A 12,810-nucleotide genomic window follows, 5' to 3' on the forward strand; every position below is an offset into this window, starting at 1 on the left:
AAAGGGATTAGGGGTTATGCCCTGCCAGCTATCCACTACCTATCTCGGAATCTCTATTCCTTCTAAAATCTGACGGATAATTTCATCTGCAGTAAGACCCTCCATTTCTCTTTCCGGAGAAACGATTACTCTGTGTCTTAAAACAGCGTAGCTTGCTTCTTTAATATCTTCAGGAGTTACAAAATCTCTTCCTCTTAACGCTGCAAACGCTTTTGATGCTGTAAGAAGTGCCAGTGATGCTCTTGGAGATGCTCCCAGATATAAGAACTGGTTTTCTCTGGTATTGATGATAATTTTAGCAATATATTCCATCAGCTGAGCTTCCACAATGATTTCTTTTACCAGATGCTGGTAATTTTTCAATTGCTGAGATGTGATAACACGGTTTACCCCTTCTGTTTTATCTTCTTTTTTACTTTCGTGCTGATTTTTAATGATTGCTATTTCCTGCTCAAGATTAGGATATCCTACATTAATTTTGAATAAGAAACGATCCAGCTGAGCTTCCGGAAGTCTGTACGTCCCCTCATGTTCTATAGGGTTTTGTGTAGCAATAACAAGGAAAGGTTCTTCCAAAATATAACGGGTACCGTCCATGGTGATCTGCCTTTCTTCCATTACTTCAAATAATGCGGATTGCGTTTTTGCCGGCGATCTGTTGATCTCATCAATCAGGATGAAATTGGAGAAGATAGGTCCTTTTTTAAATTCAAATTCTGAATTTTTCACATTGAATACAGATGTTCCCAAAATATCGGAAGGCATCAGATCCGGAGTAAACTGAATTCTGCTGAAACCTACATCAATGGTTTTGGCTAATAACTTCGCAGTGATTGTTTTCGCAACTCCCGGAACACCTTCAATAAGAACGTGGCCGTTTGAAAGTAGTGCTGCCAAAAGATGTTCAATCATCTTCTCCTGCCCTACAATTACTTTTCCGATCTCAGATTTTACTTTCTCCAGGCTTGTACGAAGTTCAATCATATCTATTCTCGACTGAAACTGCTCTTCCTGTTTATTAAGGTCTATAGAGCTTTGGTTTTCTATATTAGGGTTATCAAAGTTTTCCATAATAAATTTTAATTGGCTGATCTAACAATGGGTGTCAATGTAATAATTAAATATTTTCCCTGGAAAGGTAATTATTAGTACTGGTCATTGTTACATCATTATATTATTGTATTATTTAAATATTTCATCAAGGAGCTTATTGATCCTTGTAAGGTCTTCCTTCATTACGCTGGCGTAAGGATCCTGAGCTTTTTTTACAAGCGTTATCGCTTCATTAATCATCTCCACGGTTTTCCCGGTTTTCAGCTGTAGTTTTTTTGCAAATTCTTCATCCAAATTCTGGGTATCTATCAACAGATCCATTCTTACTTTGTTCAGAAAATACTGAGCTTTCTTTGCCATCATATCATGAAAATCACCTTCCTGAAGATACAGATTTCCAATACTTTTTACAAAATCCAGAGAAGTATTCCTTAGTGGCTCTGTTACCGGTACTATTCTCTGTTTTCTTTTTGCATTAAAGAAAATAAAAAGGATAAATCCACCCAAAAATACCCACCACGCATACTTTAAAGCCGGATTTGACAATACAAATCTCATGAAGAAACGTGATGTTGAACTTTTCCTGGATACAAACCAAAGGGTTTCTCTATCCGGAAGATATGAAAACACATCCTGAGCATATTTTGCGTTCCCAGGTTTCAGAAGATAATAATTGGTCAGAAAAAGAGGTTCTGTATGAGCGTAAATATATCCTTTCCCAAACTTCACTTTGATAAAGTTGGCTTGATCAGTATTCTTTTTTTCCACAGTTTTTCCAAGGACTTCAACGTTAGGTTTAATGAATGAAAATCCTCTTCCTGACGGGAATTTATCTAATTTAATAAAATCATTCTGATATTTTTTGTCTGTAAGTTTCAGTACATTTTCCTCTTCAAAAGAGATTTCGGAATCATAATATCCGATACTGTCTGAAATTTCTTTTGGCATACGAGCTACCATTAAAAATGCATCCGAGCCTTCAGATACCTGGGTCAGGATTTTATTCCAGGACTCTTTATCAAGATTATTTTCAATTACAACAATATTGTGAGGATCCTTTTTATGCTGACTGTAGTATTCGTAAGGTGCCTGCTCAATTTTCTTCAGGTTATTTTTAAAAAGATTTTTAGCTTCATTATTAAAAACAAATAGTCCGAACGGAGACTTTTCATTGATATCAAAATTCTTGCGCCAGTCTGTCGTTTCTTTTTTGTTAACTTCAAGCAATGCCAGAATAATCATCACGATGATGAAAATTGCAGCATATGTTTTGAAAGTTTTATTCATGGTTACTATTGTTAGGGTTTAAATGCCTGATACTGATTTTTAAATTTCTGATAGCTCTGTTCTTCAATACTGAATTCTCCATACCAGACATAATCAAAGATATAAGAAAGATTAGAAAATTCATTTTTCAGATGGAGAGCTTTCAATTCTGAGGCATAATCTTTATTGGTTTTTTCCGGATTCCAGTTGATCAGCTTTTTGTCACTCAGTTTTTTAAGAATAAACAGGAATTGGTAACGAACTGCTGAACGATAATCTCCCGCCATCTCAAATTTTGCAATACTTTCAGGGAAATTGATTTCGTGGATATTCTCATGGAGTTCCTGCACATTGATATCCAGTTTTTTATTCTTTTTGCCAAAAAGAAAGTTCCCGTCTTTTCCCATGACATATCTAATGATAAAATAAAGCAGAAATCCTACAAGAATAATAGCAAACAGACGGATGAGGACTGTTGTAAACTCTGCTGACTTAGTCAGCGCAGTTTCCCCGAAAATTCCCTGTATAATCTGATTGAGCTTCCGCATCAACTTTTGAAAGAAAGATTCTCTTGGCTTTGATACGGAATAGTCAAATTCGTTTCCTTTATATCTTGATGGGATATTTTCTTTGAATGTTTTCGGATACACTGCATTCTCTGACACCTGGTTTTTCATCAGTACAGAATCTGCACGCAGCATATTTCTGTAATGCCCGGTTGTATACAAGGAATCTCCCAGATATTCATCAGCAGAATTATCATCCTGAGCCTGAACGAGCCCAAGAGAGAAAAAAAGCAGTAAGAAAAAGAAAATTCTATTCATTGATTCCTATAGTGTCTATTTCTGCAAGTTCTACTTTCTGGTGAAGATCTGTTCTGCTGTCATAATACATCAGTCCTGCATTCACATACATCAGGTTTGAAAGAAAAAATGAAAGCAGCATCGAAATTCCGTACAATACAAAAAACAGGATTCCCGCAGTTCCGGTAAAAGGATTTTGCTCAAAATTTCCATCTGGTGTAGAAGTAAGAAGTGATCCGTAAAAGAATATCATCGGAATAAATGTGAATACAGATGTTATCATATAGATAATAATAAACATCACAAATGCCGATACCCAATATTTCCAGTACGGAGATTTCTCACTACCGTTCGGATAAGAAAACTGTGAACGTAAAGCATAGCTCAAACTTCCCCAGAAACCTCTGTCCGAATTAAAATAATCATACATCAGAAATGTAGTAAAATTAAATATCGTTGGGTAAAGAAGCAGTATCAGAAACAATCCGATAATAATAAAAATGAGGATATAGGAAAATCCTACGACAAATAAAATTGCTGGGGTAACAATAAAGATCATCCCAAGGCACAGTTTCGCTATTCTCCCTGCATTGCTTTTAAAGTCATTAAGGATTTCATCAGCTTTTATTTTTTCTGCCCCTTCTGCAATTCTTTTTAAATAAAAAACGGGATACAGGTAATTGACAATCAGCAAAACCATGAAAAGCAGAAAAGTCAGCAATCCTACCGTAATCAGCATACCGGCATTATCCGAAAAATACTGTTCAAAATAATACGTTTCTCCACCAAGATTAGACCCGAATATCTGCGAAAAGAGTTCTTTATATCCGAAGATCACAACGGTTACCATTAAAATCAGCAGCAAGCCATTGATCAGAATATAGTTCTTAAAATAATTCTTCCCGTATAATTTGAAGAAATTAAAACTATCGCTGATAAAGTTTCCAAAATCTCTTTTTTTATAAAATTGTATCATTGATGTGTTTATTAGTTTTTTTGTTGACAATAGATGGATATACAAAATAGTAGAATCCTATAATTGCCAGTGATCCCAAAATAATGATCAGATTCAGAAACAAAGGCATCTTCAAAGCATGTCTTGTAACATAACCTTCTATAATTCCTGCACAAATGGTGAAAGGAATAGTACTTAAAAATATTTTAAATGAATCTTTAAATCCTTTTTTAAAAGAATTAAACCTTGAAAACGTTCTCGGAAATAAAATAGAAGCTCCCAGGATCAGTCCGCACATCGCTTCCACCACCATGGCAAAGATCTCAAAAACTCCGTGAAGCCATATTCCTCTGGCACTCTCTTTCAATGCTCCGTAATCATAGAAAAAGTATTGGAAAGCACCCAGCATCACACTGTTGGAAAGCAAAGCAAACAATGTTCCCACGCCTCCTGCAATTCCGTAAATATAGAGTTTTGCTCCTACCTGAATATTATTAAAAATAATTCCTATCGTACTTCCCCAGGTACTTCCACTCTGATAAACCCCTACAGCATTATTATTTTTAATATTTTCAACTGTTTCATTCACATATCCTTCACCCAGAATAATATTTACAAAACCTTTATCATAGATTGCAGAAAGTACTCCTATTGAGGTAAACAAAATGAAAAACAGAAAAGCATACATCAGATATCTCCTGTACTGATACATCAGCAACGGAACTTCAGTTTTGAAAAAGTAAACCAGCCTGTTTTCCTCCACCCTTTTGGTTTTATAAATCTTTTGAAAAATCTGGGCAGATAGATGATTAAGGTAAACTGTAGTATTACTTTTCGGATAATAGGTCTGGGCAAAAGAAAGATCATTGATCAGGTTAACATACAATGAAGACAGGTCATCAGGATTTTTTTTAATTTTCCCTTGAATAACCTGTTCTATTCCCAACCATTTTTCTTTATTTTGTTTAATGAAATAAACTTCTCTCATAATTGTTAAGGCTAAAATAATAAAAAATATGTCTCAAATTGCGATAAATACCTCACAAAATGTAAATATTAATTTTAATATTGCAGGCGTAGGAGAAAGGATGCTTGCCTTCATTATTGATCTTCTGATCAGGATAGCTTATGTGGTGATTACCCTGTATTTGTTCTTCAATATTTTTGACTTGGGATATTTATTAGACGGCCTTGATGAATGGTCTATAAGAGCTGTATATCTTATCCTTACTTTTCCTATCTACATTTATCCGCTTGTATTGGAAAGTTTAATGGAAGGCCAGACACCGGGCAAAAAGCTAATGAAAATCAAAGTGGTAAAGATTGACGGATATCAGGCCAGTTTTGCAGATTATATGATCCGCTGGATTTTCAGAATTGTTGATGTTTCATTCGCCGGAGTTATAGGGCTCATCTCTATGATTGTTTCTAAAAACAACCAGCGCTTAGGTGACATTGCTTCCGGAACTGCTGTCATTTCCCTCAAAAATAACATCAATATCTCGCATACAATCCTGGAGAATATCCACGAGGATTATATCCCTTCTTTTCCACAAGTCATTGCTTTGAGTGATAATGATATGAGAATCATCAAAGATAATTATACCAAAGCATTAAAAGTAGATGACCGACAGATCATCAATAAACTATCCAATAAAATTAAAAGCATTTTGAAACTGGAAATAGATGCTACTCAAATGACGGAAAGACAGTTTATCAATGTTATTATCAAAGATTACAACTATTATACGGGAAAAGACAATTAGGAGAGTCAATTGTCAATTTTGCTTCGCAAGTGAATGGTCAATTTAAAAATGTTGAAAAATTTACAACGGAGCTTATTGCTTATTGCTTATTGCTTATTGCTTATTGCTTATGCAAAGGTCGGTGTAGTTTTTGTATATTTAACCTAAAGTCTTGAATCATGAAATTTGAAAATAATAAATCCGGAAACGGCGGAGTTCTTATCCTAAACAACGAAATAAAAGAAGTAGGCAGACTTACCTATACTATTTTCCCTGAAGACAGCAAACTGATTATTTCTTTTGTCCTGGTACATCCTGAATTTGAAGGCAGAGGAATGGGAAAATTCTTAGTGGAAGAAGCCATAAAATTTGCCCGAGAAAACAACTGGAAAGTATACCCACACTGTTCTTACGCAAGATCTGTGATGATGAGAATGAGTGATGTGGATGATATTTTTTTAAAGAATTAAAACCTCATTCAATAGAATATCTTCAATATCATCCGGGTAATCTACTTTGAGATGATGATCAGAAGCCACCCATTCCATAATTTCCTGAAGATTTAAAACCTTAGAATTGGGTATTCCCATTTTGTCAAGAGCGCATGCATTACATTCCTGTTCATATTGGTTATGGATAGGAATCACGAACAGTTTTTTATCCATAAATAATGCCTCTGCAGGAGATTCAAAACCTGCGTTGCATAAAATCCCTTCGCAGCCTTCAAAATATTTCAGATATTGGCTTTCATCAATAGGAAATACTTCCACGTTTTTTACTTTGACCTGAACCTTACTGTATTTTGAAAACACTTTCCATTCAACAGGAATTTTTCTTAGCACCTTGATGATATTTTCATCAGCAAAACTTGGAAGATATACAAGGTAATATCCCTGTTTATAAGGATTAAGGTTTCTGATCTTTCTTCTGATCACAGGCTTTTTGATCTGAGGATGATAGTTTTCAAAATGAAATCCTATTTTCCTTTCGCTGGGAACATAGTATTTTAAAATCATTTCTCCCAGAAAGTCCTTTTTCTTGGGTTTTGGTGTTTCCGGAAAACTCATGGAAGCCTGGTGGCTGAGTTCTATCATCGGAAGCTTTTTCAGTTTGGAGGCCCAGCCCGTCAAAGGCTCATAATCGTTAATGATTAAATCATATTGTGAGAGCTCCAATTCTCTTATTGTTTTGGCTGCTTCAAAGAATTTATTTTCGGTAAACGTTTTTCGATAGGACAAACCGCCTGTTTTGTTGTAAAGAAGGGAAATACCCCTATATTGGAAATTGATGTCAAAATCAGCCTTTAATTGTGATTGATGTCCACTGATCAGCGTATCAACGGATGCATGTTTTTTGAGAAGAGGAATAATTTCCTGTGCTCTGGCAATGTGACCGTTTCCAGTACCCTGAAATGCATATAAAATCTTCATCTAGGAAAAGTTGGTTACAATTTTTAAAAGAGCAGAATTATCCATTTCCTGAATTTCTTCCATTTCATCATCTTTCAGCAAATGTTTATGCTCGTCATAATAAAAAATTGTCCATTCTTTATTATTGTATTCTAAGGCAGAGAGGTTTTCAATCCAATCCCCGGAATTCAAATAAGTACAGGATCCTTTTTTATTAACAACCTCACGGATCTGCGGCTGGTGGATATGTCCGCAAACTACATAATCATAATTATTGTCAATAGCCAGTTCAGAAGCTGTAAGTTCAAAATCTCCGATATATTTTACCGCTTTTTTCACATTGTTTTTGATCTTTTTGGAAAACGAGTATTTCTCTTTACCCATTTTTTCTAAGAACCAATTTACAACATTATTGATTATAATCAGGAGGTCATACCCTTTTCCGCCAAGTTTAGCGATCCATTTTGAGTGCTGGACGGATGCATCGAAAACATCCCCGTGAAATATCCAGGTTTTTTTCTCGTCAATATTCAGGCAGATTTTATTACAGACTTTAAGTTTCCCAAGTTCAAAATCTGTGAACTTCCGAAACATTTCATCATGATTGCCCGTGATGTAATAGACGTCTGTGTTCTTTGTTGCCAATGAAAGAATCTTTCTGATTACTTTCAAATGAGGTTTAGGGAAGTAAGACTTTTTAAACTGCCAGATATCAATAATATCACCGTTCAAAACTAAAGTTTTAGGCTGGATAGAATTGAGATATCTCAACAATTCTTTAGCCTTACATCCATAAGTTCCCAAATGAACATCCGATATAACAACTAATTCAACGTTTCTTTTCATAGTTTTGTACAAAGAAACTAATTGAAAGTTAACTGTATATGAATGCTATATTATTTTTTATAAAGAGTCCATCAGCTCTTCTGTGATTTCCATATTGTGGTAAACGTTTTGAACGTCGTCATCATCCTCGAAACGCTCAAGCATTTTCATATTAGCTTTAAACTGTTCTGCATTTACTTCTTTTGTATTGTTTGGAATTCTTTGAAGTTCTGCACTCTTCGCTTCAATACCCAGTTCATCTAATTTGTGAGATAAAGAACCGAAATCTTCAAAAGCAGTTGTAATCATTACTTCCTCTTCATCTTTTTCTACATCTTCTGCTCCACCATCAATCATTTCCATTTCAAAATCATCCCAATCCATTTTGATCTGAGCCAGATCAAGTGTGAAAATTCCTTTTCTATCGAAGATAAATGCCAATTCACCATTTTTCCCAAGGTTACCATCAAACTTGTTAAAAATAGCTCTCACGTTCGCTACAGTTCTTGTTGTGTTGTTTGTAGTACATTCTACAAAAAAAGCAACACCACCTTGGCCATAACCTTCATATGTGATTTCTTCATAGTTCTCTGCATCAGCACCGCTTGCTTTCTTAATCGCACGTTCTACGTTGTCCTTAGGCATGTTTGCCCCTTTTGCATTCTGGATACATCTTCTCAATGCCGGATTGGCTTCAGGATCTGTTCCACCTGCCTTTACAGCCAATGCAATGTCTTTACCTATTTTGGAGAATGTTTTGGCCATTTTATCCCATCTGGCCATTTTAGAAGCTTTTCTATATTCAAATGCTCTTCCCATTTTAATTTTTAAATTTCCAACAAAATTACTCAAAAGTCAACAAAAAAAAAATACCTCCAAAAAAATTGGAGGTATTCATTATTTAGAAAAATTAATTATTTTTTCTTTTTAGCAACAACTTTTTTCTTAGCTGGAGCTTTTTTAGTAGCTTTCTTAGTAGCTTTTTTTACTGGAGCATCTTCGTAATCTTTTTTCTTGATTGCGTTCCACTCGTTAGCATCTTCGATAGCAGTTACGATAACTTTTCTATCAGCTTGTCTTTCAGCATCAGAAGCTTTTTCAGAAACTGTAGCTTTAGTTTCACCAACACCGATTGACTTAAGAGCGTTAACATCAACACCTCTAGCTTCTAAAGCAGCAACTACTGAAGCAGCTCTTTGTCTAGAAAGTTTCAAGTTGTACTCAGCAGCACCTTTAGCATCAGTTTGACCTTCAACTAGGTAGTTACCACCGTCAGTTTTGATGATCTTAGCAGCGTTATCTAACTTAGCGCTAGATTCTGGTCTGATAGTCGCTTTGTTGAAATCAAAGAAGATACCTTTAAGAGCTTCTGTAGTTTCAATAGCAGTTTGTTTCTTAGGCTTAGGACATCCGTTGTATTCAGGAAGACCTGGAACAGTAGGACAAGCATCATCTTTATCTAAGATACCGTCACCGTCTGTATCTGGCCAAGGACAACCGTTGTTTTCAGCAGGACCTGCTACTGTAGGACAAGCGTCATCTTTGTCGATTACACCATCACCGTCAGTATCTGGCCAAGGGCATCCGTTGTTTTCAACTGGACCAGCCACTTCTGGACATTGATCGTCTTTATCTGGAACTCCGTCACCGTCAGTATCAGGACATCCTTGGAATTCTGGTAAACCTGGAGTATCTGGACAAAGGTCATCTTTATCTAGGATACCATCCTTATCTCTATCTCTGTTTCCGAATCTGAATAAGATAGAAGCAGAAGCTTGCCAGAAGTTAGCCACTGTAGAGTGGTCACCTGGAGTTGACACATAATCTCCCTGAACACCAAGACCGAAGTTCTTAGTTACCCAGAAGTTAGCACCAGCACCTGTAGCTACAGTAAAGTGGTTAGCTTTACCATTCTCATTACCGTCTTTTCCGTTAACAATGTTTTCGATTGGATTACCGTTAGCGTCAACAGCCGTTCTTGGGAAAGTAAGAGCAGTATAGTCATGTCTTAAGTAGTTAGCACCAACTCTTAAATATGGATCAAACCAAGATTCTTCGTTCCATAAAAGACCTGCAGCGTGAGCCTGGAAACCAAGACCTGTCATTAGGAAAAATTCTTTCCCCATGTTGAATCTTTTGTTTTCAACATTTCCAACAGTAGTCTGCCAGTCAATTACTAAACCTTTACCAACATTTCTAGCAACTGTTAGCTTAGATAATGGAGGTGTAATAGAGAAGTTGTTCACATTGAACATGTTCTTTGTCAAATTGTTAGCAGAGAACGTATTACTGAAAGTACCTCTCGCTGCTACGTGGTTTTCTGCATGAGCACCAACTCCGATTAACCACGGATTGTTGGTAGTCTGTGCGAAAACAGTAGAGGCAACAGTAAGCGCCAATGCTGAAATTCCTAATTTTAGATTTTTCATAGAATTAAATGATTAAATAATTGATAATGCAAAATAAATATAATTTTTCTTTATATACAAAGTTTTTCAAATGATTTTTAACTTTTCTTTAATATTCTGTCCAGGTTCCGTTTGTTTTCTCTATCTTTTATCACCTCTCTTTTATCGAAAAGTTTTTTCCCTCTACCAAGCGCTATCAGCACCTTTGCTTTACCTCGGTCAGTGATATATAATTTTAAAGGTATTATGGTGTTCCCAGCATCCTTTAACTTTTTTTCAAGTTTTTGTAATTCTTTTTTGTGCAAGAGCAATTTCCGTTCCCTTTTTGTTTTATGATTGTAAAAAGTTCCTAATTTGTACTCATCAATCATCATGTTAATGATGTACAATTCCCCATCAATAAACTGACAGAACGATTCTGTGATAGATGCTTTGGATGAACGTAAAGATTTTATTTCGGTACCCGTCAAAACCATTCCTGCTTCGTATTCTTCAAGAATTTCGTATTCAAAACGGGCTCTTCTGTTTAATATACTAACTGTTTTCTCAATCTTCATCATTTTAAAATTTCGTTATTGAAATATATAAAAAATACCATACAATTAAAAACTTGACTATTATATTATTACAAAATACCCAAATTCTTTTCGTATTTTTGCGCCAAATTTACAAAACTATATGTTAACAGTATCTAACTTATCTTTACAATTCGGGAAAAGAGTTCTTTTTGACGAGGTAAATATTATGTTTACCAAAGGAAACTGCTACGGAATCATCGGAGCAAACGGTGCGGGAAAGTCTACATTCCTTAAAATATTAACAGGAAAGCAAGATCCTACAACAGGACATGTATCTCTGGAACCAGGGAAGAGAATGTCAGTTTTGGAACAGGATCACTTTGCATATGATCAGTATACTGTTCTTGAAGCTGTTTTGAGAGGTAACAAGAAATTATTTGAGATAAAAGAGGAAATGGATGCGTTATACGCAAAAGAAGATTTCTCTGACGAAGACGGAATAAAAGCAGGTGAACTAGGTGTAATCTATGATGAAATGGGAGGTTGGACTGCAGAATCTGATGCACAGACAATGCTTTCAAACGTTGGAGTCAAAGATGATATGCACTGGCAGATGATGAGCGAACTTGAGAATAAAGACAAAGTAAAGGTTCTTTTGGCTCAGGCTCTTTTCGGAAATCCGGATGTGTTGATTCTGGATGAACCTACCAACGACCTTGACATTGATACCATCTCATGGCTGGAAGATTTCCTTGCAGATTATGAAAATACAGTAATCGTTGTATCTCACGACCGTCACTTCTTGGATACGGTTTGTACGCACATCGGTGACTTGGATTATGCTAAACTTAACCTTTATACAGGTAACTACTCTTTCTGGTATCAGGCTTCTCAATTGGCAACAAGACAAAGAGCTCAGGCCAATAAGAAAGCTGAAGAGAAGAAAAAAGAACTTCAGGACTTCATTGCAAGATTCAGCTCGAACGTTGCTAAAGCAAAACAGGCTACTGCAAGAAAGAAAATGATCGACAAATTAAACATTGACGATATTAAGCCGTCTTCAAGAAGATATCCAGCTATTATTTTCGAAATGGAAAGAGAGGCTGGTGATCAGATTTTAGATGTAAAAGGTCTTGAGAAAACAAAAGATGGAGAGTTGCTATTCTCTAATATTGATTTGAATCTTAAGAAAGGTGATAAAGTTGCTGTACTTTCCAAAAACTCTTTAGCGATTACAGAATTCTTCGAAATTTTAGCAGGAAACGTAGAAGCTGATAAAGGAAATGTTGCATGGGGAGTTACAACGAATCAGTCTCACATGCCATTGGACAACACCAACTTCTTCCAGGAAGATCTAAGCCTGGTTGACTGGTTGAGACAATTTACAAAAAATGACGAAGAGCGTCACGAAGAGTTTGTAAGAGGATTCCTTGGAAGAATGCTTTTCTCAGGTGATGAAGCTTTAAAGTCCTGTAAAGTACTTTCAGGAGGTGAAAAGATGAGATGTATGTTCAGCAGAATGATGCTTCAGAAAGCAAATGTTCTTTTATTAGATGAACCTACCAACCACTTAGACCTTGAAAGTATCACCACTTTGAACAACTCTTTATCTAACTTCAAAGGAAATCTTTTATTGGCATCTCATGACCACGAAATGCTTTCAACGGTTTGTAACAGAATCATTGAACTGACTCCTAACGGAATTATCGATAGAGAAATGACTTATGACGAATATCTTGCTGATAAAAAAGTAAAAGAATTAAGAGAAAAAATGTACTCTTAATCTATACAGCATTATAATACACAAAAAACCTCAAAGCGCTGCTTT

The 12,810-nt window shown here is 35.7% G+C and carries 13 protein-coding genes; 3 read left to right on the forward strand and 10 right to left on the reverse strand.

Going from position 1 to position 12,810, the window contains the following annotated elements; genetic code table 11:
• Positions 1 to 39: 39 nt before the first annotated feature.
• From SFA27_RS20540 to SFA27_RS20560, 5 genes are all read right to left on the reverse strand, one after another.
• Positions 40 to 1,071, reverse strand: a complete 1,032-nt coding sequence (locus SFA27_RS20540; protein ID WP_407294581.1) for an AAA family ATPase — start codon at positions 1,069 to 1,071, stop codon at positions 40 to 42.
• Positions 1,072 to 1,182: 111 nt separating this feature from the next.
• Positions 1,183 to 2,340, reverse strand: a complete 1,158-nt coding sequence (locus tag SFA27_RS20545; protein ID WP_407294583.1) for a DUF4350 domain-containing protein — start codon at positions 2,338 to 2,340, stop codon at positions 1,183 to 1,185.
• An 11-nt stretch (positions 2,341 to 2,351) separates the two neighbouring features.
• Positions 2,352 to 3,143 (reverse strand): DUF4129 domain-containing protein, encoded by a 792-nt coding sequence (locus SFA27_RS20550; RefSeq protein ID WP_407294585.1) that lies wholly within the window; start codon positions 3,141 to 3,143, stop codon positions 2,352 to 2,354.
• Complete coding sequence (locus SFA27_RS20555) at positions 3,136 to 4,098, reverse strand: DUF4013 domain-containing protein (protein ID WP_407294587.1); 963 nt, start codon at positions 4,096 to 4,098, stop codon at positions 3,136 to 3,138. Before SFA27_RS20555 ends, SFA27_RS20550 begins: the two co-directional genes overlap by 8 nt.
• A complete protein-coding gene (locus SFA27_RS20560) occupies positions 4,082 to 5,065 on the reverse strand; it encodes a stage II sporulation protein M (protein ID WP_407294589.1) in 984 nt (327 codons plus the stop codon). The genes SFA27_RS20555 and SFA27_RS20560 overlap by 17 nt, the downstream gene beginning before the upstream one ends.
• A 28-nt stretch (positions 5,066 to 5,093) precedes the next feature.
• Here SFA27_RS20560 and SFA27_RS20565 point away from each other — a divergent pair, with 28 nt between their 5' ends.
• Both SFA27_RS20565 and SFA27_RS20570 read left to right on the forward strand, forming a co-directional pair.
• The gene (locus tag SFA27_RS20565; RefSeq protein WP_047376620.1) at positions 5,094 to 5,843 is read left to right on the forward strand and encodes an RDD family protein; all 750 of its coding nucleotides are present in this window, start codon (positions 5,094 to 5,096) and stop codon (positions 5,841 to 5,843) included.
• A gap of 158 nt (positions 5,844 to 6,001) precedes the next feature.
• Complete coding sequence (locus SFA27_RS20570; RefSeq protein WP_047376619.1) at positions 6,002 to 6,292, forward strand: GNAT family N-acetyltransferase; 291 nt, start codon at positions 6,002 to 6,004, stop codon at positions 6,290 to 6,292.
• Here the strand turns inward: SFA27_RS20570 and SFA27_RS20575 are convergent.
• From SFA27_RS20575 to smpB, 5 genes are all read right to left on the reverse strand, one after another.
• Positions 6,281 to 7,252 (reverse strand): glycosyltransferase family protein, encoded by a 972-nt coding sequence (locus SFA27_RS20575; protein ID WP_047376618.1) that lies wholly within the window; start codon positions 7,250 to 7,252, stop codon positions 6,281 to 6,283. The genes SFA27_RS20570 and SFA27_RS20575 overlap by 12 nt on opposite strands.
• Positions 7,253 to 8,077 (reverse strand): UDP-2,3-diacylglucosamine diphosphatase, encoded by an 825-nt coding sequence (locus tag SFA27_RS20580; protein ID WP_047376617.1) that lies wholly within the window; start codon positions 8,075 to 8,077, stop codon positions 7,253 to 7,255.
• 57 nt (positions 8,078 to 8,134) lie between these two features.
• Complete coding sequence (locus SFA27_RS20585; protein ID WP_047376616.1) at positions 8,135 to 8,875, reverse strand: YebC/PmpR family DNA-binding transcriptional regulator; 741 nt, start codon at positions 8,873 to 8,875, stop codon at positions 8,135 to 8,137.
• 95 nt (positions 8,876 to 8,970) lie between these two features.
• Entirely contained in the window at positions 8,971 to 10,485 is a 1,515-nt protein-coding gene (locus SFA27_RS20590) for an OmpA family protein (protein WP_047376615.1), read from the reverse strand.
• Between the two features lie 77 nt (positions 10,486 to 10,562).
• The gene (smpB, locus tag SFA27_RS20595) at positions 10,563 to 11,021 is read right to left on the reverse strand and encodes an SsrA-binding protein SmpB (RefSeq protein WP_407298185.1); all 459 of its coding nucleotides are present in this window, start codon (positions 11,019 to 11,021) and stop codon (positions 10,563 to 10,565) included.
• 121 nt (positions 11,022 to 11,142) lie between these two features.
• Here smpB and SFA27_RS20600 point away from each other — a divergent pair, with 121 nt between their 5' ends.
• Entirely contained in the window at positions 11,143 to 12,765 is a 1,623-nt protein-coding gene (locus SFA27_RS20600; protein ID WP_047376614.1) for an ABC-F family ATP-binding cassette domain-containing protein, read from the forward strand.
• Positions 12,766 to 12,810: the final 45 nt, after the last annotated feature.

Source organism: Chryseobacterium sp. HR92 (genome assembly GCF_045689405.1).
Lineage (GTDB): Bacteria > Bacteroidota > Bacteroidia > Flavobacteriales > Weeksellaceae > Chryseobacterium > Chryseobacterium viscerum_A.